This window comes from Psychrobacter sp. CR212 (assembly GCF_059693765.1).
In genome coordinates this window covers 397,125-419,995 of the sequence record NZ_JCATIF010000002.1, presented here as the reverse complement: position 1 = coordinate 419,995, position 22,871 = coordinate 397,125, and the positions used below count along the sequence as shown (strand labels likewise).

Below are 22,871 nucleotides of genomic sequence, written 5' to 3'. Positions count from 1 at the left end.
ACCGTTATAATCTTTACTAAATAACCTTATTTTCTGGAGTTATCATGGCAGCGCAATCTACAGCACTTGTAATCAATCTTGATCAGCTAGGAAAAGACGACATCGAAATGGTTGGTGGCAAGAATGCCTCACTTGGCGAGATGATCAGCCATCTTTCTGATTTAGGCGTTAGTGTTCCAGGCGGCTTTGCCACCACATCAAACGCATTCAATCGCTTTTTGACAGAAACAGGCTTATTAGAAAAAATCAACAACGAGCTAAACACATTGGATGTCAATGATGTCAATAAGCTTGCGGCGACTGGTAAAAAAATCCGCACGTGGATTATCGAGCAAGAACTGCCAAAAGATCTTGAGCAAGAAGTACGTCAAGCGTTCGAAACCATGAGCGGCGGCGAAGACATCGCTGTTGCTGTACGCTCTTCTGCGACTGCTGAAGATTTGCCAGATGCGTCATTTGCTGGTCAACAAGAAACCTTCTTGAACATTCGCGGTATTGATAACGTCCTAATTGCTATTAAAGAAGTATTTGCCTCGCTATATAACGACCGTGCAATCTCTTACCGTGTACACAAAGGTTTTGAGCACGAAGGCGTGGCATTGTCTGCTGCCGTACAGCGTATGGTGCGCTCAGAGACTGGTGCTGCTGGTGTTATGTTCACGCTTGATACCGAAAGCGGTTTTGATCAAGTCGTGTTCATCACCTCAAGCTATGGCCTTGGCGAAATGGTTGTACAAGGTGCGGTCAACCCAGACGAATTCTACATCTCAAAACGTCTGCTCGCTGATGGTAAGCCTGCCGTTATTCGCCGTAACCTAGGCAGCAAGCACAAGAAAATGGTTTATGGTGATGAAGGCAGCACTGCAAAATCAGTGAAAACGGTCGATGTTGAAAAACAAGATCGCATGCAGTTCTCTTTGACTACCGAAGAGCTGACCTCTCTTGCCAAGCAAGCGGTCACGATCGAGCAGCATTATGGCCACGCGATGGATATCGAATGGGCAAAAGACGGTGACAGCGGTGAAATCTTTATCGTTCAAGCACGTCCTGAAACCGTTAAGAGTCGCCAAGACAGCAATGTCATGGAGCGTTATGTCATCGACACGACTGGCGCAAAAGTATTGTGTGAAGGTCGTTCAATCGGTCAGCGCATCGGTTCGGGTAAAGTCCGTATCGTTACTCACCTAAACGAGATGGACAAAGTAGAAGAAGGCGATGTTCTTGTATCAGACATGACTGATCCAGATTGGGAACCAGTCATGAAGCGCGCTTCTGCCATCATCACCAACCGTGGTGGTCGTACGTGTCACGCAGCCATTATCGCGCGTGAGTTAGGTGTGCCCGCCATCGTTGGTTGTGGTAACGCCACTGAACTATTAATTGACGGTCAAGAAGTGACTGCGTCTTGTGCTGAAGGCGACACTGGTTTTATTTATGAAAGCCAGATTGATTTTGAAGTGCAGACCAACTCGGTTGAGTCTATGCCAGAGCTTGCATTCAAAGTCATGATGAACGTTGGTAACCCTGATCGCGCCTTCTCATTCACTCAAATGCCAAACGAAGGTATTGGTCTTGCGCGTTTAGAGTTCATTATCAACCGTATGATCGGTGTGCATCCAAAAGCGCTGCTAAACATGAACAGCTTGCCACGTGAGATCTCACAAGCCATTCAAGAGCGTATCGCAGGCTATGCTTCACCTGTTGACTTTTATGTTGATAAATTGGTTGAAGGTATCTCAACCCTAGCCGTTGCCTTTATGGATCAGCCAGTTATTGTTCGTATGTCAGATTTCAAATCAAACGAATATGCTAACTTGCTTGGTGGTAAGCTGTACGAGCCATCAGAAGAGAACCCAATGCTTGGTTTCCGCGGCGCTAGCCGTTATGTCTCTGACAACTTCCGTGACTGTTTTGAGCTTGAGTGTAAAGCGCTAAAACGTGTTCGTGATGAGATGGGCTTAACCAACGTTGAGATTATGATTCCATTCGTCCGCACCACTGGCGAAGCAGCGCAAGTAATCGAGTTACTTGAGAAAAATGGTCTAAAACGCGGTGAAAATGGTCTACGCATCATCATGATGTGTGAGCTACCAACCAACGCGCTATTAGCAGAAGAGTTCCTAGAGTACTTCGATGGTTTCTCAATCGGCTCTAACGATTTGACTCAGTTAACGCTTGGTCTTGATCGTGACTCAGGTATCGTCTCACATCTATTTGATGAGCGTGACACTGCTGTTAAGAAATTGCTCACTATGGCTATCGACGCTTGCCGTAAGCAAAACAAATATGTTGGCATCTGTGGTCAGGGCCCATCAGACCATCCAGATCTAGCGTTCTGGTTAATGGAACAAGGTATCAGCTCGGTATCATTGAACCCTGATTCTGTGCTAGATACTTGGTTCTTCCTAGCTGGTGAAGAAAAGTAGACCGTTACGTTCAGTCGCAACGGTAACTCACACAGTCATTAAAGATACCACTATTAGGGTCTATTTGATTTTTTCAAATAGACCCTAATATAATGTCTTAAGACATGACTAACTATGCAGGCAATTATGCAGATTTTCCTTGCTCGAAATAACGTACAAGCTGGTCCATACAATCTGGAGCAGCTTAATATCATGCTGGCATCAGGCGAAGTATTGCTTGATGATTTAATTTGGCATGAAGGCTTAGATCAGTGGCAGCGCGTAGGAAATGTGACCAATAATCAAACGGTTTATCGACCGACTGGTGCTACTACTCCTGATGCGAATGATTCTATTATCAATAATGTGACCGTCTTCCCTGAAGATACCAGCAATACTAAAGATAATAATTCAGTATCATTAGATAGACTATATGGCAAGCCTGAACGTTCTAAAAATGTGAAGGCCGATATGACGACCAATCGTCATCAAACGCCGCACAACAATGTCTCATTAAACAAAACTGCTCTCAAAAAGACGGTCGCAGACAATGATAAAGTCATTGGTGATGTGGTACTTGCGCCAATTATGTCACGCATATTGGCAACCGCGCTTAATGGGCTACTGTATGTATTGGCCATATTGCCATTAGTAATGGCATTGACCAAAATGGATGTGGACTATACCAAGTTTCAAAACATCCAAGATATGGACGCTGCCTATCAATATTCAATGTCGTTGATGGAAAGCATTCCAAGCAGTACGCTCATGATGTCGCAAGTCATGGTTTTTGGCTTGTTTGCACTGCAGCTGGTATTTATTACCATGCGTGGTCAATCCCTAGGCAAAGTAATCACTGGTATTCGGGTTGTGGATCAGACCACACATCGTCTACCCTCGTTTATCAAGCTGGTCGGTACACGTACGTTACTGTTGTTTATTATCTATAATTTACTGTTTTCGTTTACTAGCTTTTTGGGTTTTGTGATTATTGCTATCCATTATTACATGGCATCAAAGAGCCCTGAAAATATTGGTTGGCATGACAAACTTGCCAAAACCTTAGTGGTCAAAGCAGACAGTAGCCAACTGGTAAAGAAATCACAATCTGAGTAACAGTATTTTAATTTGGTTATTGGTTTTATAGCTCGTTATACTTAAAAAAGCTGCGTACTATTGCGGCTTTTTTTATTGAGTAAACACAATAATTATATTATTTCGAAACTTTATTGCCAGCCGCTTGGTGATTACCCTTTGTGTTAAGCGCCAAGTACTGTTATAATACGGCGCTTTATAAACTAAGCTTATTTCTTACTATATTTTTAAGAACGTGGGCTTACCTTATAAATCTCCTTGCTATTAACATAGGGTTAATAGCTACTAATCCGTAAGGAGTCATAATGCGACATTACGAACTGGTGTTACTTGTACACCCAGACCAAAGCGACCAAGTGGTCGGCATGGTTGAACGCTATATCAAGTTGGTTCAAGACAACGGTGGTGCTATCCATCGCCTTGAAGATTGGGGCCGCCGTCAATTGGCTTATCCAATCAACAAGATTCACAAAGCTCATTACGTTCTTTTCAACATCGAAACTGACGGCGAGACTTTGGCTGAACTTGAAGAATTATTCCGCTATAACGACGCGATCATTCGTAGTCTAGTTATGCGCCGTGACGAAGCTGTCACTGAAGAGTCGCAGTTAGCCAAGAATGCCGATGAAAAACGCGCACGCAAAGCAACTACTCGTCGTCCAGACAATCGTGAAAACGATAATGACGACAACGACAACAGTGAAGACTAATTAAAGGAGAATACTCATGGCACGTTTCTATCGCCGTCGCAAATTCTGCCGTTTCACTGCTGAAGGCATCACTCACATCGACTATAAAGATGTTGAATTGCTAAAACAGTACATTAGTGATAATGGCAAAATCGTACCAAGCCGTATTACCGGTACGTCTACTAAATATCAGCGTCAACTAGCGACTGCTATCAAGCAAGCTCGTTATTTATCGCTACTTCCATACACTGATAACCATCAAGGTTAACCGCTAACTAGGAATGACTCATGCAAATTATTTTGTTACAGCGTATCGTCAACCTTGGTAAACTCGGTGAAACTGTCGATGTAAAACCAGGTTACGGTCGTAACTTTCTTATCCCTCAAGGCCGCGCTCTACCTGCGACTAAAGCTAACATTGAAAAGTTCGAAGCACGTCGTGCTGAGCTTGAAGCTGAAGAAGCAAAAGAGATCGCTACTGCTCGAGAGCGTGCTGATGCACTAACTGACGTTAATGTTATCATGCGTGCGAAATCAGGTGACGAAGGCAAGCTATTTGGCTCTATCGGTACTCGCGATATCGCTGAAGCATTGACTAACTCAGGTCTAGAAGTAGACCGTGCTGAAATCAAGCTACCTGAAGGCACACTACGTCAAGTTGGCGAATACAATGTTGATATTCAGCTACACCATGACGTTACTGCTAGCATCTTGGTTACTATTCTTTCTGAAGATGGTAACAACGAAGATTCAGCTGACGAAGAAGAAGCTGACGAAGATTATTCTGAAGAGTAATCTTCTAGATAATTAGACTCAGTCTATAAAAAAGCCAGTGACCTTGTGTTGCTGGCTTTTTTTATGTCGATATTTTATACATATGATCGTAATACTTTCGCATTACATCAGAGTTTTCTTGATGCCTTGTAAGTATCAATCGATTACTAAAAGCTGTATTCAATACTATTTGTCAGCATGATATCTTGCAGTAACTAATTGCAACAACTCAATTAAAAACGCTATACCAACCAACAAGATACTGTCTATATAATTGTATTCGCCATAACGAGTAGAGTTCATGCTCTATTTTTATACTTTTCGTTAATAGAGTACTTTAATATGACCAACACTGATGGAATAAACACTGACGATAAACTACTTTGTATCAAGGGCAACGACTTTTATTCAGAGGGAGAGATTTATACGGTAGGTAGAATCGTAAATGACAAATACTTTCAGATACTGACCAGCGGCGATGATGATCACTGGTATGCAACGCTAGATGATAAAGGTATTTACGTAAGCTTCGATTCTACGATAGCTACTGACAATAAAGCGTTCTTCGATAAGATTGCTTAGATTGGAGTTTATATAAAAACTCATCTTGAACAAAAAAAATAAGCGATACCTTATAAAAGACTGGCCATCTATAGTGGTCAGTCTTTTTTTAGTGAAAAACCTTGGTCAAATGCGGTCTGAAAATCGAAAAAGCGATAACTCTGCAGGCATAAGAATGCCACTACTCTCATCAGAAAATGTTCATATCGCCATAACGAACAGCATCTCTTTGACAAATGTGTTTCCTAGTCACCCCTATTTACTATAAAATATGCCCCTTCAAAATTTCGTATCGTTATTGATGCCTGTTTGCGTGAATAACTCATTAAGATATAAACCATATTGAGACAGTGATGATTGTATTTTGGCTTGTGCTGACCATTCTTTTTATTATTTTCGCTACCGCAAAATTGAAGTGGCATCCTTTTTTAGTGTTGATTTTGTCCGCTTTTTTGGTCGCGCTATTTTATCAAGTACCACTCAATACGGTCGCAAAAACGATCTCTGATGGTTTCGGTGGTATTTTAGGCTATATCGGTCTTGTGATTGTATTTGGTACGATTATTGGCTTAATCCTCGAAAAAACGGGTGCGGCTATTGTAATGGCAGAGTCAGTCATCAAAGTATTGGGGCCACGCTTCCCTACTTTGACCATGTCTATCGTCGGTGCAGTGGTTTCGGTGCCTGTATTTTGTGACTCTGGCTATATTATCTTGAACTCTCTAAAAGAGTCTTTGGCTGAGCGCTTACATGTATCAAGTGTCGCGATGAGTATTGCCTTGGCTACTGGTCTATACGCTACCCACACCTTTGTCCCGCCTACGCCAGGCCCAATCGCGGCGGCAGGTAACTTAGGTCTAGAGTCAAACTTAGGTTTGGTCATCATGGTTGGTGTGGTCGTGACTGCAGTTGCTGTACTGGCTGGTTGGTGGTGGTCGAATCGCTTTCTTAACGCTACGCCTGATAATATCAATGCCACAGATGCTCAAGCAGCGACCCTACCTGAAGGCATAAAAACACGCGATGACTACAGCAAACTGCCTTCAGCAACAATGGCGTTTTTACCGATTATTGTGCCTATCATATTAATCTGCCTGTCGTCGGTTGCCAATTTCCCAAGTGCGCCGTTCGGTAGTGGTACACTAGCAGAGATTTTAATATTCATCGGTAACCCATTGACTGCATTGTTGATTGGTTTGTTTTTATCGTTTTTATTGATTGATTCAGAGCAAAAAACGCAGCAAATCAGCGATAGTATCTCGCAAGGTTTGGTAGTAGCAGCCCCTATCCTACTGATCACTGGTGCTGGTGGCGCATTTGGTGCCATGCTAAAAGTCACACCAATTGGCGATTATCTAGGTTCAACGTTATCTGCCTTAGGGTTGGGTATTTTTATGCCATTTATCGTCTCTGCTGCGCTAAAAACAGCACAAGGCTCAACCACGGTCGCATTGGTCACAACCTCTGCAATGGTTGCCCCACTATTGAACCAAATTGGCTTGGACAGTGAGCTTGGTCGTGTATTCTGTGTGATGGCAATTGGTGCCGGTGCCATGACGATCTCTCACGCCAATGATAGCTTCTTCTGGATTGTGAGTCAGTTCAGTCGCATGAGTGTGGCGCAAGCTTATAAAGCGCACTCAATGGCCACTGGTATCCAAGGGGTGACTAGCATCGTATTTATCTGGTTGTTAACCCTAGTGTTTATCTAGTTCATGAGATTGGGTACGTATACATACGTTTATTTGATTATTGCTAAGTAAACGTTTTAAAACACGACACTGTCGCGATGATCGTGTCATTAAGATATTCAAAGAGAGCCGTATGAAAATTTTGATCGCCCCTGACTCGTTTAAAGAAAGTTTAGAAGCACTCGATGTTTGCCATGCTATTCAATCTGGCTTTAGTCAAGTATTTCCAGATGCTGACTATAAGCTGTTGCCAATGGCCGATGGCGGTGAAGGTACCTCAGCAGTATTGTCTTATGTATTGGGCGGACGCTGGAAAGAAGTCAGAGTGCATGACCCGTTGATGAGACCGATTACGGCAAAGTATCTGTTATTACCTGACGCGACGGCGGTTATTGAAGTTGCCCAAGCCTGCGGATTGCACCTACTAACAGCCGATGAGCGTAATCCTATCGTTGCTAGCACTTATGGCGTTGGGGAGCTGATCGCTGATGCTTTGGAGGAAGGGGCTAAACGCATCATCATCGGTCTGGGCGGTAGCGCAACCAACGATGCAGGTCTTGGCATGCTAATGGCCCTCGGGATCACCTTTCATGATATCAATGACAGTCTGCTCACTCATGGTGGTGGCGCACTTGCCAGCCTGCACAAACTCGATAACACTAGCCTTCACGCAAAGATATCAGACACAGTATTTGAGGTTGCTTGTGATGTGACCAATCCGCTCTGTGGTCTGCTTGGGGCCAGCGCCGTGTTTGGCCCGCAAAAAGGTGCTTGTCCGGAGCAAGTCAATATCTTGGACAAGGCACTCAGTCACTTCGCGACCATATGTGGACAGCATGGCTATGAAGACTGTCAGCATGTTGAAGGCGCAGGCGCGGCAGGCGGTCTTGGCTATGCGATGATGACGTTCTTTAAAGCTCAGCTAAAGTCAGGCTTTGATACGGTTGCCGAAGTGGCTCACCTGTCACAGCATATCGCAGAGGCTGATCTTGTCATCACAGGTGAAGGCAAGCTCGATGCACAAACCGCCATGGGTAAAGTAGCTGGTGGTATCAGCCAAATCGCTAAGGCTAGCCGCACACCTGTTATCGCTATCTGCGGCAGTGTCGATGGACTAAAACCTGCTCAGACCAGTCAGTTCAATGTTGTGATGCCAAGTATCCAAAAAGTAGATACGATCGATAACGTATTAGGCTCCGCTTACAACAACATTGAAACCACTGCTGCTAATATCGCTGCAAGTATCAAACTTGGGCAGACTTTAAAATAGTCGCAATCTATCAATAAACCTTCTTCACTAAATGCACAGTTATTACATTTATCACTCTCAACATATCTATAGCCATTTTTTTACTTCGTTAATGACCGTATGCATTCTATTGGCGGGCGCCTGTTGTCGTCTGACTGCCAGATATAGCGTTTCGCTAACAGCAACTGGTAAATGATGACTATTAATCAGCTCAGGCTTTGGATAAGCAGCAACTGCATGTGCTGGCAAGACAGTAAAACCTATTCCCCTGCTGACGGGCTCTAAAATTAGACCAATCTGATTAGAGAAGCCTTTTTTCTCAAAATCATTGATATGCTGGAATTGCTCGTAATTGGCAGTCAGTAGCATGCCTGCATGATGGGCACCATCCGGATGATCGATAAATCCCAGTGCCATAAGCTGCTCCCAGCTCGGCTCTACTGTAGTCGCAGGTGTCACTAGTATCAATGCTTCTTGAGCCATAGGCTTGCAGCTAATCGTTTCATCATCTGAGATATCCGTCATAAAACCAATATCGATCTCGTGATTTGCCAATGCCTGCTCAATATCAGCATTGGGGGCAAAGCGATAATCAATCACTAGCTTTGGGTGCTGTTGTTGTAATGTCAAAAGCTGCGGATATAGCTTAAGTCCCACACTACCCGGTGACATCAACCGTACTAGCCCTTCGTAAGGCGGATCTTCACCGATGCGCTGCTCTAAATTTGATAATCGCTGCAATATCTCGCCTGCTTCTTTATAGAGCTGCTCACCTGCCTTGGTCAATGAGAACTGCTTTCCTTGTCGAATTAACAAATCTGTGTCCAGCTGCTCTTCTAGCTTACTTATATGTTGGCTCACACCGGACTGTGTCATATATAGACGTTCAGCCGTGCGAGTAAAGTGCCCAACTTCGGCAAGCGTACAAAAAGTTCGTAGCCATGTGACATTAATCATTACGTTTCATACTTATTTTTATAATATTTGATAATTTTACATAATGACAGTGCGTTTGTATACTGGCCTCACGTTAAACAAGTATGCAGTAAACAGGAGCACAAGCTATGAACAACGTTTATCCACGAAGCTTTTCGCACATCGGTCTGTCAGTCCCTGACTTAGATGCTGCTGTAAAATTTTATACTGAAGTGATGGGTTGGTACACCATCATGGAGCCTACTGAGATTGTTGAAGATGACAGCCCGATTGGTGAGATGTGTACTGAAGTATTCGGTGCTGGTTGGGGCCGCTTTCGGATCGCTCACCTCTCCACTGCTGACCGTATCGGTGTTGAGATTTTTGAATTTAAAAATCAGGAAAACCCTGAAAATAATTTTGAATATTGGAAAACAGGTATTTTTCACTTCTGCGTCCAAGATCCAAACGTTGAAGCGCTGGCTGAGCGTATGGTTGCCGCAGGCGGCAAAAAACGTATGGAAAAACCACGCTACTACTACCCTGGCGAAAAGCCATATCGCATGATCTATATGGAAGACCCGTTCGGTAACATCGTCGAGATATATAGCCATAGCTACGAGCTTATCTATAGCGAAGGCGCATACTAGGTTCAGTATAAATACAGCTTAGTATGAATTTAGCTTATATTTAACTGAAAAACCAATAGCGTACTCGTCACCTGAGTGCGCTATTTTTTTATGCGCTTTCTATGTGCTCCATCTATTGTATAGAATATGAGCCATGCTACTATTTAGTCAGCTATATATAAAACTATAAACCAACCCATTATCAAGGATGATAAATGACTCAATTAGGCACCACTCTAGATAGAGATGACCTTCTGTATGTTTTATAAGCAGCTGGATATGAGTGTCGAAGACGCTTATGACTATGCCAGTGAGGTAATGACTTGCAATATGATGGCAGACGATGTGGGTGAAGGGATTGATGCTTTTATTGAAAAGCGCCAAGCAGTATGGAGAGGTTGCTAGTAGTCATATCAATAATTAAATCAGTTTATTACAAAGTATAGAAAAGGCCATGATATCGCTATCATGGCCTTCTTTATTTCTATTTAATACATATACTACAGGTACTGCGAGCCGTTTATTACTCAGCAGCGATAGCGATCATCTCAACCAATAGCTCAGGGCGTGCAAGCGCTGATTCGCCACATGCACGCGCTGGTGGCTGTATGCCTTCAAACCACTGGTCATAGACTTCATTCATAGCAGCAAAATCCGCCATGTCTTTGATCCAAACGGTGACTGATAGTAGCTTTGATTTGTCGCTGCCCACTTCTTCTAGCAACGTTTGGATTTTTTCCAAACACGTCAACGTTTGTGCTTTGATATCGTCTTCTGCATTACCGACCTGACCACACAAATAGATCGTCTGGTTATGGATTACCGTTTTGCTCATGCGCTGATTGCTATGTAGCTTCTTAATCATGTCTATACCTTTTTATTAATTTGAATCTGTGTTTAGTCAGTCAAGTCGCGCTTAGTTAGAAAAACGCTGGGCACTAAATGGTGCAAGATCGACCAATGCAGGCTTATCGTGAATCATCTCTTCAACCAGACGCCCTGTCATTGGCCCTAAAGTGAAGCCTTGATGGCTGTGACCAAATGCAAACCAGAGCTTGTCATGCTTATCAGCAGGACCGATGACGGGCTTCATGTCAGGCATACAAGGACGCGATCCTGCCCATGCTTCACTCTCAACCGCATCTTCTAATGGCAAAATTTTTCTTGCAAGCTTCAATACCGTTTGTAATTGACCAAAATTCTTTGGCGCATTCATGGTAGTCATCTCAGCGCCCGTAGTGATACGGATACCCTGCTGCATTGGCCCCATGACAAAGCCTTTGTCCATATCAAACATACTGTGATGGATTGTGTTCTTTTCTGTCACTTTGAAATGCTGATGATAGCCACGCATTGGGAACAATGGCAGATTGTAACCAAGTGGTCTGATCAAATCATTCGACCAAGGGCCTGCTGCGATGACCAATTTATCACTATAATAGGTATCTTTATCAGTGATGATTTTCCAGCCATCCGCCTCTTTGACGATTTCTTTGACGTCATTTTCTTTGATCGCACCTTGCATGTCTTGGAAGTTTTTTGCATAGGCTTTTACAAGCGAGCTTGGGTTTGATACCTGCCATGAATTCAACCAATGAATAGCACCAACGAAACCGTCAAAATTGGCGCGAGGCTCCATTGCTTTTAGTTGTTCAAGGTTTAGTACATTGTGCTCAACCCCTTGATTACGTGCATCAATGGCGGATGCTTGCGCTTCTTTGAAAGTCTCTTCTGAGCGATGCAATTGTAACCAACCATCACGAGTAATGAGCTCATCAGCACCAGAAGCGCTAATCATGGTTTGGTGCTCACTGGTACAATGCTCAATCAACGTCTGCCACTCAGATTCGATTTTTTTGACAGACGCAGGCGTTGAGTATTTCCAGTACTGTAGCAGCGCTTGGTGATAACGCAGAATAGCTGGAATACGATAACGAATATCAGTACCTTGGTTTGGTAATACTCGGATCATCTCTGTCAGCTGACGAGGAAAAGGATGCGTATGAATCGCTTCGCGCTGAATCAAGCCGGCATTACCATATGAGGTCTCTGACCCTGGCAATTTCTTGTCTAAGAGTAATACGTTTGAGTTATTTTTTTGTAGATGCCACGCGATTGACGTGCCAACCATACCTGCACCGATAACGATCACTTCGTAGCGCATAACCTATCCTTTTCTTAGGGTGTTAATACAGAGTATCAAATATAAAGGTCTTACCAAATTAGGTGGTCATAGTAACGCATTGTGCTCAATATTAAACCCTTATTTGAAAAATATTTTTACTATTAAATACTTTTGGCTATACCTTTATTTGTAGGTCATTTTCAAAAGGAATAGTTGGCGTATCAAGCCATTATTGGACGACCAAAATCCGCAAAATACACACTAAAACCCAGTATGATAGATACCATCAATATCCTCAAAAAATCACCACCATATTGGGTCATCATTTTTCTTGATAGGCGATTTTACCGTCTCTACTGTTACCTCGTCAGCCGATAGCTCCGCAATAAAGCGTGAGGCCATATCAAAGTATCCAGAGTAACTAGAGAAGTAATTCGGCGCGGTCAAATACAGCTGCGTTTTTGCACGACTACAGGCCACATAGAACAGCTTACGCTCTTCTTCTAATGCTTCAAAGTCATCTAATGAACGATGATGCGGCGTGATGCCATCGACCAATGAATTGACGAACACCACTGGCCATTCAAGCCCCTTAGCACTATGAATGGTTGAGATCGTGACTTTATCATTACTTGGTCCATCTTCAGAGCTTTCCATGACCGCGACTGAGTCATTGGGCGGATCGAGCGCAAGATTTTCTAAAAAGCTATCGAGGCTCGTGTGCTCTGTCGCTAAATTCTTTAGCACCCGAAAGTCCTCGCTACGCTCACGCCAGTTGTCTTCTATCAACTTTAACACAGGGATATAAAACTCAAGAATATGCTCAATGGCTGCCTCAACCGTTTCTGCTTGCTGGGCCTTGGTAAGCGTGTGATATAGAGGCTTTAGCTGATCGCTTTTTTTGGCAAACGATGCTGCCAGTAGCGACTCAAACGCATTATTGTCAGCGGTGATGGCTTGGGTTAAGCGCGTCGCCGTGACTGCTCCTACCCCTTTAAACAAAGTTAAAATACGATGCCAAGCAATCGTATCGTTCGGGTTATAGAGAACTTTGACAAAAGCCAACACGTCTTTGATATGGCGTCTTTCAATAAACTTGATACCGCCCACCACGATGAAGGGAATATTGCGCGCCATAAATTCTAGCTGTACATAATTGGACTGAAAAGACGTGCGGCACAATACCGCAAAGTCGTTATAATCATACTCAGGCTTTAGCGCGACTATCTTATCAGTGATATAACTCGCTTCTTTTGTCTCATCGCTGAGTCGTCGAAATATTGGCTTGTCGCCTGCTATTGGCGCATCAGAATACAGCTGCTTTTGATAGCCTAGCGTGATTTGCGCTGACAACGCGTTGATATAGGTTAAAACTGACGGCGTACTGCGATAATTTTGCTCAAGCTTGATAAGTTTGGCATTGGGATACGTCTCACCAAATAGCAAAATATTTTCGTAATTAGCACCGCGAAAGGCATAGATGCTTTGATTGTCATCGCCAACGACCATTAGTGACACCGAATCAGGCTCACATATTAAGTCAATTAGCTGCTTTTGCGGAATATTGGTGTCTTGATATTCATCAACCATGACATAACGATACGTGTTTTGAAGTCGCTGCCTAAAGGTGTCGTTGGCTTTTAGATGACGTACCACTTGACTGATAATGTCGTCAAAATCGTATAAGTGATTGGCGCGCTTATACTCATGAAAATCAATTGCTAATTGCTCGATGATAGGAATATGTACGGCGATATCAGGATAGCTACTTTCTATTAGGTCGCGAATAGGAATGCGTCTGTTTCTAGAGGTTGAAATGATATTTTGCAATGTTTTTTTGCGCGGAAAGGCTTGGGTTTTGGTTTGGGTAGGATACTTTTTTTCTTTATGTACCAAGTCGATAGCATCCTCACTATCGCCAGTATCTAAAATCGTAAATCGTGGATTGATACCGAGCAGACCAGAGTATTGGCGCAGCAGCATATTGCAAAATGAGTGAAAGGTGCCACTGGTGATACTGTTTAATGCTTTATCTGTTGGTAATTTTTCTTCAGCCAATGCGTCATCAGATAGCTCTTGATTTGAAAGACTACTTGCCAGCAAAGATTTAGCGCGATCTTTGATTTCATTTGCCGCTTTACGAGTAAAGGTTAGTAGCAAAATCTCTTTGGGCGACACGCCATTTTCTAGTAAATAGCTGGTGCGATAGGTCAAAGTCTTGGTTTTACCCGATCCTGCACCCGCAATCACCAACACTTTACCTTCGATAGTGGTGGCAGCCATGAGCTGATCGGGATTGAGCTCACTGGCATAGTCGACCTTCAATCCTAAATGACTATCCAACCTTTGAGTCAACAGCTTCGTATTTGCTTGAACATTAGCATCAATGAGGTTTGCCTCTAGCTTTTTGATGGCCTGCTCAAGTCGAGCAAGTTTTGGCTTCATCTCAAGGAAATTTTGTGGATACTTATAGCGGCGTGTGTCAAAAATCGAGGTTGTCATTATTGGATATTGCCTTACATTTTGTTTTGGAGCGAGCTGATTGTTTGAAAAAAATTAATCCAGCCAGCAGATTGCACTTACTGTTTGTGAGCCTGATGCCACTATTTATCTATGATAACTTACTATAGCAAAAAATACTGAATACCAAATTGAACACCACTTATCTAAATAAGAAGCAACCCATTGTATTCAATTTTCAGCGTTTAACCTATCTGAGCCTTAGTAGAAAAACACCCAACAACGCTGAGTAAAAACCTTAGCATATAAAGTAACAACCTCACCCCTATTCCCGTAAATTTGCTACAATGTGCCCAATTTTGATTGTCTATTTGACTGATATTTCAAACAAGCTGAGCTTTAGATGAACTCAGTTTTATCCTGACTAAATATCAAGTCTTATATTAGCTCAGCACCAACTATTTTATTAATACATTGAGAGACTGTTATGGGTTTTAATTGCGGCATCGTCGGCCTACCAAACGTGGGTAAATCCACCTTGTTTAATGCGTTGACCAAAGCGGGTATCGCCGCTGAAAACTTTCCGTTTTGTACCAAAGATCCCAACACCGGTATCGTACCAGTACCCGATCCACGCCTAAAGAAACTGGCGGATATCGTTAATCCTGAGCGCGTATTGCCAACGACGATGGAGTTTGTAGACATCGCAGGTTTGGTGGCAGGCGCGTCAAAAGGCGAAGGCATGGGCAACCAGTTCCTCGCCAACATCCGCGAAACTGATGCGATTGCTCATGTCGTACGCTGTTTTGATGATGACAACGTGGTACACGTCGATGGTCGCGTTAGCCCGATTGACGATATCGAAACCATCAATACCGAGTTGGCATTGGCAGATTTGGAAGCGGTTGAACGCGCGATACTGAACTTGACCAAAAAAGCCAAAGGCGGTGACAAAGACGCTAGCGCCATGCTGGATGTGTTCAAAAAGATTGAACCATTATTAGCAGAAGGCAAAGCGGCGCGCGCGGCCAATCTAGACGCTGATGAGAAAAAACTCATCCGTAGCTACGGCCTCATCACCCTAAAGCCAACCATGTATATTGCTAACGTTGCTGAAGATGGTTTTGAAAACAACCCCTATCTCGACGCTGTTCGTGATTACGCGACTGGCGAAGAATCTATCGTCATTCCTCTATGCAACCAAATCGAAGCTGAAATTGCCCAGCTAGATGAAGAGGACAAAAAAGACTTTTTGGCTGAAATGGACATGGAAGAGGCTGGTCTTGATCAAGTGATTCGCGGTGGTTATGACTTACTTGATATGCAGACTTACTTCACCGCTGGTGTCAAAGAAGTACGTGCATGGACCGTTGCAATTGGCGCTACTGCCCCGCAAGCCGCTGGCGTGATTCATACGGACTTTGAGCGCGGCTTTATTCGTGCTGAAGTCATCGCTTATGATGATTTCATCGAATACAACGGTGAAAAAGGCGCTGCTGCCGCTGGTAAGTCACGTCTGGAAGGCAAAACTTACATCGTTCAAGATGGCGATGTCATGCATTTTAGATTTAACGTGTAGCTTTAGCTAGTCAATACTGCCTGATAGCTAATCAGCCGATGTTGGATATTTTCCAGCATCGGCTTTATTTTATTATCCTTTTGTTATATTATAACATATCTTATTTTGCTTATTTGAGGGCTTATACTTTGACTGACTTTTTCTCTTTTTCCAAATTTGCAAGTGCTGCTATAGTAGGCAGTGTTATGACAGTTTCATTGTTAGGCTGCCAGCCAAAAACAGACGGTGAGCCAGCAGCATCTGAAGACGTGACAACCGTAGACAGTCACGCAGAGCACGATGAACATGCCCATGAGGGGCATGATCACGAAGCCCATGATGATATGGAACACGATCATGAAGGACATGACCATGAAAGTCATAATGACATGGATGTTCACGAAGGACACGATCATGAGGGTCACGACCATTCTGAGCACGCTAGCAACAGCACACCATTCTCTTGTGAGCCTACTGCTACTATCGGCGTCTACTATCATACCGATGCCACACCGCAGACTGCGCACCTACTTATTGACGGTATCGAATACGATTTGACAGCTGCCTCTGGTAGCGACGCCCTTACTGACAAAACCATATACACAAGTGATATTGGATTAGATGACACTCATGGCATTATATGGCAAGTGGATGGTGACAACGCAACCTTGCTAAACAAAACACTAAATAGTAATGTGCCTATCGACGAGGAAGAGGTAATTTTTGATTGTCATAAATCTTAATTGCCATGGCGCTTAGTGGCTGTACCAAGGGCGCTATTTTGTTATGCTAGAGGCTCCCTTGGTTTCGGATGTTCCAATATGCTAAGTACCCCAACCTCTTTGTCTTCTTCTACTGCGCAATGGTCTCATCTTCTCAACTCACAGCGTCTTGGCGCTGCCAAAAAATACGGCGCTAATACAAGTACTCGCTCACAGTTTCACAAAGACTATGACAGACTGGTATTCTCTCACTCGTTTAGGCAGTTGAATCAAAAAACCCAAGTTCATCCATTGACCAATCAGCTGGGTATCCATACTCGCCTGACCCATTCGCTTGAGGTCTCCTCTATTGGACGCTCTTTAGGGATGATGACCGCAGAAAAGCTCCATGATAAGCTAGGCAATGGCTTACTAACAGGAGTCTCGCCATCTGATATTGGCGTAATTGTACAAGCAGCCTGCCTCGCTCATGATATTGGTAATCCGCCGTTTGGTCATGCTGGAGAGTACGCCATTCGTGACTGGTTTCGGCAGCCTGATCCTCAAGCGATTTTGCAAAAATTAAGCAGCAACGAGCGACTGGACTTACTGGCCTACGAAGGCAATGCACAAGGGTTTCGGTTACTGGTGCGCAATGAGCACCATCCCGATAAAGGCGGTATGCGTCTTACCTGCGCAACGCTAGGCGCTTTTATGAAATATCCTTGGCGTGCCACTCACAGCAATGATGCAAATGACAACGCCCATAATGTACAGAAATTCGGCTGCTTTTATAGCGAGACCTCTCAGTTAGAGGAGCTGGCAGCATGTTTGCATTTGCCGCGCTCAACACATCACGATGGCTTTGCACGCCATCCGTTGGCGTATCTGTTAGAAGCGGCAGATGATATCTGTTATGCGCTGATAGATTTAGAAGATGGTATTAATCTGAATATGCTAACCTATAGTGAGGTTGCCACGATATTTTACGAGCTGATTGGCGAGCATCCTGATAGCGTCAGCCTGCCTGTGCATATGTCAGTCAGGCAGAGTCTGGCCTCTTTGCGATCACGCGCCATGATGCGCTTGGTCAATACGATCACCGATGCTTTTGTGGCCAATAGTGAAGACTTGCTGGCAGGTACGCTCCAAGACAGCTTGTTTGCCCATTGCGACACCACTGTACAAACTGGCATCTTGCAGGCCAAGCAATTGGCCCGCGAAAAAATATTTAATCATCCAAACAAAGTAAGAATGGAGCTAATGGCCAATCAATGCTTGCATCGTCTAATGGATGCCTTTGTACCACTGGCTTGGACGGGGACTGAGGCAGTAGAAACTGCTGCATCTATGTCGTTTGAGCAACAGAGTCTGTTAAGATTACTACAGCCACACTTAGATGAGCATCGCCGCGCATTATCAGACAATATTTATCACAATATATTGAATATTTTAGATTTTATAACAGGCATGAATGACCATGAAGCCTATCGATTGGCGCAAGAATTGCAAGGTCATTGGGGTACGGTGGTTTAAAAGATTAATTAGGGCGTGTTGAACATTCGACCATGGCACTGACAGCGACTATTTTTTAGGCGATTCGATGTTAAAAATAATAAGTTTAGTCATTCTAAGCGCTTATTTTTAACAATGAAGCGGCAAAAAAGAGTCCTGTCCCCTGCTTTTTATCGTTGGGGCTGATGCTAAAATTGCCCCATACTGCGTTACAAATCTCGCTAAGGCATCTGCATTATCGTCGCTTTGTGCCTTGTCTGGAACAATTTTAGCGATCAGCAGTGCCTATTTGCGAATGTTCAACACGCCCTAGTGCAGGTTTAGTAAATTAGCACGAATTGTGCATTTTGGTCGTATTTGTGCGCTGAAATGAGTATGATAAACCTCTATCGGATAATTTTGAAACATTATGAGCAGTCGCGAACAAAAAAAACTTCAAACTCGGCACGCCTTTTTTAATGCCGTACTCGATCTATGTATGACAGGGCAATCTTTTAGCTCTATTAGTCTCAGACAAGTCACGCGTGAGGTTGGCGTTGTGCCGACTGCGTTTTATCGCCATTTTGATGATATGGAGTCGCTCGGTCGCGCCTTGGTCATCGAAGAGTTGGGTGGTACGCTCGCCACACTCAGCGATAGCCTACAAATTGGACGCAAGCGTAGCTTTGATCGTCAGATAGCCAAAAGCATTCAGTTGTTCTTATATATGGTCAGCGATCAGCCTTACTACTGGCAGTTTTTGGTCAGTGAGCGCTACGGTGGCTCGGAATCTGTGCGAAAAGCCATCAATGAACTGGTTAAAAAACATGCCCAAAGCTTGGCAGATGATCTGGCATTACAGCCAGCATTTACCCATATCAATGATTATGACCGTCGTCTATTGGCTGAGGCTGGCGTAAATATGTTCTTTTCTTGGATTATCGACTGGTTAGAATTGACCTACACTGAAGATCACGATGACGAAATCGATCTAAATGTCATCGAAGAGAATAAACAGTTGATGCTACATAACTGCACTCGCCAAGCGCAGATGCTATTTTATGGTGCTTACAACTGGAAATCTAGTGAAGAGACCCGCTTGAGAGATTAATAAAAAGCGCATTACCATTCATCAAAAGCTAGGACGAAACGCCCATAGTCGCTGCGTGACCACTTTGACTTCCTTGGGCTTTTCGCTAGTGATATCGCTGCTGTTACTACTAGTGTCGTTTGTGGCTTGACTGTCGTTCGCTGCGTTTTTACCAATTAATACGGTAGCAAAGCGCTGTCTTGCCTGACCAACAGTTGCATTATCACTCGCGGTAATAAGCGCCATAAAGGCTTGGCTATCAACTGCCAACAAAGGCGTCAATGCGGCCCGCTGCTTTTCATCTAAGCCACTCAAAATTGGCAGTTGCCATAGCTCATCGATAGACGTGAGCACTTGCTTACTGCGCGTGTCGACTATCCCTTGCATCTGCTGTCTGGTGGCACCATCGATCAGTGCGGCAAGCAATGCGGGGCTCGCAGTATTAATATTGATAGGTAAGTAATAAGGAACAGCCGTCAGATAAGGTCGTAGTGTCGCTAACACCTCTGCACTCACCCCTCGAACCTCTTGTAACTGATCAACGCTAACAAAAGGCTGGTTTGGTAGTGTGCCATCTACTGAACGGTTTAGTTGCTGAGAATATACCGCACTTTCATCACCGCCATCTAGATAAACTTCACTGTCCGTATCTTGCCAATCGAGGACGGCAATAGCAATATCTGGTTCTAAATTCAACTGTGTTAAGAGACGTTGGAACACTTCTAGCGCAGCAGTATCAACCGTGCCACCTTGGTACAAGTTATTGATATTAAAACGACCCGCCTCATCACGCAGCTCGATGCTGATACTATGATTCGCTAATGTGTACGACGGTATCGGCTGTGCCCAGATATCTTGCTCACTATCGGTATCGTTAAGCTTGCTATCAGCACGAATCATCGTCACTGCCAGCTGCTGACCGGCATCGATGTCTTGCAATAGCTGATTTTGATCAAACAATAATCCGCTGCGCCTAATCGCAACTTTTTGGCTAGCAAGCATCGCCCCTGCCACGACCGTGATACTCACCACCAATAGTAAGATAGTAAGCAGCGCCACACCGCGCTGAGAGTTTGCTTTCATTGTCATAGAGAGCTTATGTTGCTGAGCAAGTGATGCATGTTAAATACTACCTTCTCAATTACTGTTTCCCACATTGCTATTATCTGTATTACTACCGCTATTACTGTTGTTACTATCACTACCATTATTATTGTCGCTGCTATTATCATTATTACTATCGTTGCTGTTAGCAGCCTTTGCGCTACTACGGGGTATTGGTTGTGGCGCTAGGGCCCACTGCCAAGTAATAGGCATGTCTTGATAAGTAAAGTTGACGGCAATTCCTTTCGGTAGCAAAACAACATCGGGGTTAGCACCCGCTGCTTGCCCCAATGCTATATTTGTATTGCTACTATTATTGACGTCATCGCTTGGAAATTTGGTGCTCAGCTCTGGCAAATAGGCTTGCCAACGCCCAGCAGTAACACCTTCTAATAACACACTGTCTAAACTGACGCTATCGCGCCCATCTTCAAGACTGGTATATTGACGACGTATCAGGCGCTCATCTACAAAAATATATTCAATATGCTGGAGACTAGTGCTGCTTTGATAACGTGGATCAGGATCAGCAAAGCGTACAAAGCTGACATGCTCACCATCTACCCTCATAAAAGGCTCAGGTGCTATCTCATTTTTTTGCTCGCCTGCTTGGTTACTATTACTTGTACTGTCGTTTGTACTGTTAGTTGGCGTACTATTATTTTGAGTATTAAGCGCTTGATAAGGAATCACTTGTGCCATGTCTTGCTGTAGTTGTAGATAGGCATACTGTAGTACGGCCAAATTATCAGCATGGAACTGTGCTCGCGCTCGCGCGCGGTTGACACTGTCAAATACTTGCCAGCCTGCGACTGCCAACATGGCAAATATCGCCATAGCAACCATCAGCTCAAGCAGCGTAAACCCGCGCTGTAGTTTCATACTCACAAGCCACCCCCTGCTTGTCCGATACTACTTTCACTACTTAAATCTAAACTGCCCGTATCTTGGTCGGCATTGCTTAGCATGACACTAATATCAGTGACCGACGTGCCTGCCTGTCCGTCTATGATAGGCGCCACTGCGATATTTACTTGTTTTAGTGCAGGTGTGATGGCATCACCGACAGTCATGACTATTTGCCAGTCACGCCCTTGAGCATTAATCGTTTGGGTACGGTTGGCAGTCAACCATGTGTCTTGAATACGCAAATCAGCAGCGGCATTTTGTGCGACAAAATGAGCAAGCGTGCGGGTGCGCAATATATCAACCGATTTCAAATACGCACTGCTAGCACGGCTCGCCGCGACGGCCACTACTGCCAGAATGGCTAAGGCAACCATTACCTCAATCAAGGTAAAACCACTCTCGCGCCCAGACTTAAGTGATATAGATTTGAGAGACGTAGGCTGAGCCTTCGTCGCAGAATATTTGGACAACTTATTCACTATAATCCCTGCCCTATCATCATACTACCATCGGGCATTATCGTAATCACCTCACCCACCAGACGCGAATCGTGAATTACTTCGATGGTGACAGGCGTCGCTTGACCCGTACCAAACCATAGTACCTGCGGCACGCTTTGATCACTAAACCAAGGCTGTAGCGTTTGCGTCTGTCCTGTACTCGTTGAATTACTAGCATCCAAGCTCTGCACTCTGATACTCACGCCAGCGGGCAGCTCAGGCAAGCTAACCTCTGATTCAACCTCCCAGCTCGGTGTTGGCTGAGTCTCTCCAGTAGAGTCTGACAGACTGCTCAAATCAGCAGACAGCTCCATTGCGTTCTTTGGCTGGCTGTCCCTGTTACCTACTGAAATATCAGCCGTTTGATAGGCAATATAAGGATTCGATAAGGTAACGATTACAGGCACTACCTGTCCCTGCTTATCTGCCTGCAAACGTAAGCCCATCGGCTGCATACGCTCAACTGATAGCAAACGGACGTAGCTCAGTGAATCAGTGAAGTGTTCATAAAAGGCGCGGTTTTTGCGAGAGTCACTACTGCCGACAGACAGACTCATCATGCCGGCAAATATAGATAGAATCACCACCACTACCACGATTTCAACCAGCGTAAAACCACTTTGCTTATGACTGCTTATCGATGAGGTATGTTGTGAGGGACATGCATTACTTGATAGAGAGAGACAACTACAATCAGACGATGTAGCTAAAATACCAAAGCGGTTTGAACAAGGCGTTTGACCGACGATGGCTAAAGGGCAATTGGCCGCTGAGCTGGACTGAGTCTTGACAGTGACCGGCATATTGCACCTATAAGCCTGTAATTCAGTTTTGTATATAGGGTGATAACGTTCATTTTTATGAACGCTAAGAAAGATACATTGAAAGATAGATTTTGACGTGCTGCCATATCAGGTATGAC

General features: G+C 44.1%; 22 protein-coding genes. 14 read left to right on the top strand and 8 right to left on the bottom strand.

Going from position 1 to position 22,871, the window contains the following annotated elements; all coding sequences use genetic code 11:
• The first annotated feature begins 44 nt into the window (after positions 1–44).
• The 8 genes from ppsA (at position 45) to AC58CZ_RS06075 (ending at position 8,485) form a co-directional block, all read left to right on the top strand.
• Positions 45–2,426 carry a phosphoenolpyruvate synthase gene (gene ppsA / locus AC58CZ_RS06110; protein ID WP_494224335.1) on the top strand — a complete coding sequence of 794 codons (2,382 nt, stop codon included), beginning with the start codon at positions 45–47 and terminating at the stop codon, positions 2,424–2,426.
• 126 nt (positions 2,427–2,552) lie between these two features.
• The gene (locus AC58CZ_RS06105) at positions 2,553–3,521 is read left to right on the top strand and encodes an RDD family protein (RefSeq protein WP_494224334.1); all 969 of its coding nucleotides are present in this window, start codon (positions 2,553–2,555) and stop codon (positions 3,519–3,521) included.
• Between the two features lie 284 nt (positions 3,522–3,805).
• Positions 3,806–4,210, top strand: coding sequence for a 30S ribosomal protein S6 (gene rpsF, locus AC58CZ_RS06100; protein WP_058023829.1), 405 nt, complete (start codon positions 3,806–3,808; stop codon positions 4,208–4,210).
• Positions 4,211–4,226: 16 nt separating this feature from the next.
• Positions 4,227–4,457, top strand: a complete 231-nt coding sequence (gene rpsR / locus AC58CZ_RS06095; RefSeq protein ID WP_010198808.1) for a 30S ribosomal protein S18 — start codon at positions 4,227–4,229, stop codon at positions 4,455–4,457.
• A 20-nt stretch (positions 4,458–4,477) separates the two neighbouring features.
• A complete protein-coding gene (rplI, locus tag AC58CZ_RS06090; protein WP_494224333.1) occupies positions 4,478–4,984 on the top strand; it encodes a 50S ribosomal protein L9 in 507 nt (168 codons plus the stop codon).
• 321 nt (positions 4,985–5,305) lie between these two features.
• Positions 5,306–5,545, top strand: a complete 240-nt coding sequence (locus AC58CZ_RS06085; protein ID WP_494224332.1) for a hypothetical protein — start codon at positions 5,306–5,308, stop codon at positions 5,543–5,545.
• Between the two features lie 332 nt (positions 5,546–5,877).
• Complete coding sequence (locus AC58CZ_RS06080; protein WP_143506589.1) at positions 5,878–7,236, top strand: GntP family permease; 1,359 nt, start codon at positions 5,878–5,880, stop codon at positions 7,234–7,236.
• Between the two features lie 112 nt (positions 7,237–7,348).
• Positions 7,349–8,485 (top strand): glycerate kinase, encoded by a 1,137-nt coding sequence (locus tag AC58CZ_RS06075; RefSeq protein WP_494224331.1) that lies wholly within the window; start codon positions 7,349–7,351, stop codon positions 8,483–8,485.
• A gap of 66 nt (positions 8,486–8,551) precedes the next feature.
• On the opposite strand, the gene AC58CZ_RS06070 is transcribed toward AC58CZ_RS06075, so the two are convergent.
• The gene (locus AC58CZ_RS06070) at positions 8,552–9,421 is read right to left on the bottom strand and encodes a LysR substrate-binding domain-containing protein (protein WP_494224330.1); all 870 of its coding nucleotides are present in this window, start codon (positions 9,419–9,421) and stop codon (positions 8,552–8,554) included.
• A gap of 107 nt (positions 9,422–9,528) precedes the next feature.
• Here AC58CZ_RS06070 and AC58CZ_RS06065 point away from each other — a divergent pair, with 107 nt between their 5' ends.
• Both AC58CZ_RS06065 and AC58CZ_RS06060 read left to right on the top strand, forming a co-directional pair.
• Positions 9,529–10,029, top strand: a complete 501-nt coding sequence (locus tag AC58CZ_RS06065) for a lactoylglutathione lyase family protein (RefSeq protein WP_494224329.1) — start codon at positions 9,529–9,531, stop codon at positions 10,027–10,029.
• A gap of 237 nt (positions 10,030–10,266) precedes the next feature.
• Positions 10,267–10,413, top strand: a complete 147-nt coding sequence (locus tag AC58CZ_RS06060; RefSeq protein WP_494224328.1) for a hypothetical protein — start codon at positions 10,267–10,269, stop codon at positions 10,411–10,413.
• A gap of 118 nt (positions 10,414–10,531) precedes the next feature.
• On the opposite strand, the gene AC58CZ_RS06055 is transcribed toward AC58CZ_RS06060, so the two are convergent.
• From AC58CZ_RS06055 to AC58CZ_RS06045, 3 genes are all read right to left on the bottom strand, one after another.
• Positions 10,532–10,870, bottom strand: a complete 339-nt coding sequence (locus AC58CZ_RS06055; protein ID WP_055124581.1) for a RidA family protein — start codon at positions 10,868–10,870, stop codon at positions 10,532–10,534.
• 54 nt (positions 10,871–10,924) lie between these two features.
• Complete coding sequence (locus AC58CZ_RS06050) at positions 10,925–12,172, bottom strand: FAD-dependent oxidoreductase (protein WP_494224327.1); 1,248 nt, start codon at positions 12,170–12,172, stop codon at positions 10,925–10,927.
• Positions 12,173–12,436: 264 nt separating this feature from the next.
• A complete protein-coding gene (locus AC58CZ_RS06045; RefSeq protein WP_494224326.1) occupies positions 12,437–14,635 on the bottom strand; it encodes a UvrD-helicase domain-containing protein in 2,199 nt (732 codons plus the stop codon).
• Positions 14,636–15,080: 445 nt separating this feature from the next.
• On the opposite strand from AC58CZ_RS06045, the gene ychF reads away from it, so the two are divergent.
• From ychF to AC58CZ_RS06025, 4 genes are all read left to right on the top strand, one after another.
• Positions 15,081–16,172 carry a redox-regulated ATPase YchF gene (ychF, locus tag AC58CZ_RS06040; RefSeq protein WP_071001307.1) on the top strand — a complete coding sequence of 364 codons (1,092 nt, stop codon included), beginning with the start codon at positions 15,081–15,083 and terminating at the stop codon, positions 16,170–16,172.
• A gap of 185 nt (positions 16,173–16,357) precedes the next feature.
• The gene (locus AC58CZ_RS06035; RefSeq protein WP_494224325.1) at positions 16,358–16,894 is read left to right on the top strand and encodes a hypothetical protein; all 537 of its coding nucleotides are present in this window, start codon (positions 16,358–16,360) and stop codon (positions 16,892–16,894) included.
• A gap of 78 nt (positions 16,895–16,972) precedes the next feature.
• Positions 16,973–18,388: a deoxyguanosinetriphosphate triphosphohydrolase gene (locus AC58CZ_RS06030; protein WP_494224324.1), complete on the top strand. Its 1,416-nt coding sequence runs from the start codon at positions 16,973–16,975 to the stop codon at positions 18,386–18,388.
• 388 nt (positions 18,389–18,776) lie between these two features.
• Positions 18,777–19,457 carry a TetR family transcriptional regulator gene (locus tag AC58CZ_RS06025; protein WP_058023818.1) on the top strand — a complete coding sequence of 227 codons (681 nt, stop codon included), beginning with the start codon at positions 18,777–18,779 and terminating at the stop codon, positions 19,455–19,457.
• Positions 19,458–19,478: 21 nt separating this feature from the next.
• On the opposite strand, the gene gspK is transcribed toward AC58CZ_RS06025, so the two are convergent.
• Genes gspK through AC58CZ_RS06005 form a run of 4 tightly spaced genes read right to left on the bottom strand, consistent with a single transcriptional unit; the run spans position 19,479 to position 22,752 of the window.
• Positions 19,479–20,525, bottom strand: a complete 1,047-nt coding sequence (gene gspK / locus AC58CZ_RS06020) for a type II secretion system minor pseudopilin GspK (RefSeq protein WP_494223754.1) — start codon at positions 20,523–20,525, stop codon at positions 19,479–19,481.
• 48 nt (positions 20,526–20,573) lie between these two features.
• Positions 20,574–21,422 carry a type II secretion system minor pseudopilin GspJ gene (gene gspJ, locus AC58CZ_RS06015; RefSeq protein ID WP_494223958.1) on the bottom strand — a complete coding sequence of 283 codons (849 nt, stop codon included), beginning with the start codon at positions 21,420–21,422 and terminating at the stop codon, positions 20,574–20,576.
• Between the two features lie 2 nt (positions 21,423–21,424).
• A complete protein-coding gene (gspI, locus tag AC58CZ_RS06010; RefSeq protein WP_227517161.1) occupies positions 21,425–21,928 on the bottom strand; it encodes a type II secretion system minor pseudopilin GspI in 504 nt (167 codons plus the stop codon).
• Positions 21,928–22,752, bottom strand: a complete 825-nt coding sequence (locus tag AC58CZ_RS06005; protein WP_494223755.1) for a prepilin-type N-terminal cleavage/methylation domain-containing protein — start codon at positions 22,750–22,752, stop codon at positions 21,928–21,930. The genes gspI and AC58CZ_RS06005 overlap by 1 nt, the downstream gene beginning before the upstream one ends.
• Between the last annotated feature and the right edge of the window lie 119 nt (positions 22,753–22,871).

Excerpts from the sequence above, each read along its gene's own strand:
- rplI (WP_494224333.1), top strand. The coding sequence starts at position 4,478 with ATGCAAATTATTTTGTTACAGCGTATCGTCAACCTTGGTAAACTCGGT.
- AC58CZ_RS06075 (WP_494224331.1), top strand. The coding sequence starts at position 7,349 with ATGAAAATTTTGATCGCCCCTGACTCGTTTAAAGAAAGTTTAGAAGCA.
- gspJ (WP_494223958.1), bottom strand. The coding sequence starts at position 21,422 with ATGAAACTACAGCGCGGGTTTACGCTGCTTGAGCTGATGGTTGCTATG.
- AC58CZ_RS06065 (WP_494224329.1), top strand. The coding sequence starts at position 9,529 with ATGAACAACGTTTATCCACGAAGCTTTTCGCACATCGGTCTGTCAGTC.
- AC58CZ_RS06045 (WP_494224326.1), bottom strand. The coding sequence starts at position 14,635 with ATGACAACCTCGATTTTTGACACACGCCGCTATAAGTATCCACAAAAT.
- AC58CZ_RS06005 (WP_494223755.1), bottom strand. The coding sequence starts at position 22,752 with ATGCCGGTCACTGTCAAGACTCAGTCCAGCTCAGCGGCCAATTGCCCT.
- AC58CZ_RS06060 (WP_494224328.1), top strand. The coding sequence starts at position 10,267 with ATGTTTTATAAGCAGCTGGATATGAGTGTCGAAGACGCTTATGACTAT.
- AC58CZ_RS06070 (WP_494224330.1), bottom strand. The coding sequence starts at position 9,421 with ATGATTAATGTCACATGGCTACGAACTTTTTGTACGCTTGCCGAAGTT.
- ppsA (WP_494224335.1), top strand. The coding sequence starts at position 45 with ATGGCAGCGCAATCTACAGCACTTGTAATCAATCTTGATCAGCTAGGA.
- AC58CZ_RS06050 (WP_494224327.1), bottom strand. The coding sequence starts at position 12,172 with ATGCGCTACGAAGTGATCGTTATCGGTGCAGGTATGGTTGGCACGTCA.
- ychF (WP_071001307.1), top strand. The coding sequence starts at position 15,081 with ATGGGTTTTAATTGCGGCATCGTCGGCCTACCAAACGTGGGTAAATCC.
- AC58CZ_RS06035 (WP_494224325.1), top strand. The coding sequence starts at position 16,358 with ATGACAGTTTCATTGTTAGGCTGCCAGCCAAAAACAGACGGTGAGCCA.
- AC58CZ_RS06080 (WP_143506589.1), top strand. The coding sequence starts at position 5,878 with ATGATTGTATTTTGGCTTGTGCTGACCATTCTTTTTATTATTTTCGCT.
- AC58CZ_RS06085 (WP_494224332.1), top strand. The coding sequence starts at position 5,306 with ATGACCAACACTGATGGAATAAACACTGACGATAAACTACTTTGTATC.
- AC58CZ_RS06025 (WP_058023818.1), top strand. The coding sequence starts at position 18,777 with ATGAGCAGTCGCGAACAAAAAAAACTTCAAACTCGGCACGCCTTTTTT.
- AC58CZ_RS06105 (WP_494224334.1), top strand. The coding sequence starts at position 2,553 with ATGCAGATTTTCCTTGCTCGAAATAACGTACAAGCTGGTCCATACAAT.
- gspK (WP_494223754.1), bottom strand. The coding sequence starts at position 20,525 with ATGACAATGAAAGCAAACTCTCAGCGCGGTGTGGCGCTGCTTACTATC.
- rpsF (WP_058023829.1), top strand. The coding sequence starts at position 3,806 with ATGCGACATTACGAACTGGTGTTACTTGTACACCCAGACCAAAGCGAC.
- AC58CZ_RS06030 (WP_494224324.1), top strand. The coding sequence starts at position 16,973 with ATGCTAAGTACCCCAACCTCTTTGTCTTCTTCTACTGCGCAATGGTCT.
- rpsR (WP_010198808.1), top strand. The coding sequence starts at position 4,227 with ATGGCACGTTTCTATCGCCGTCGCAAATTCTGCCGTTTCACTGCTGAA.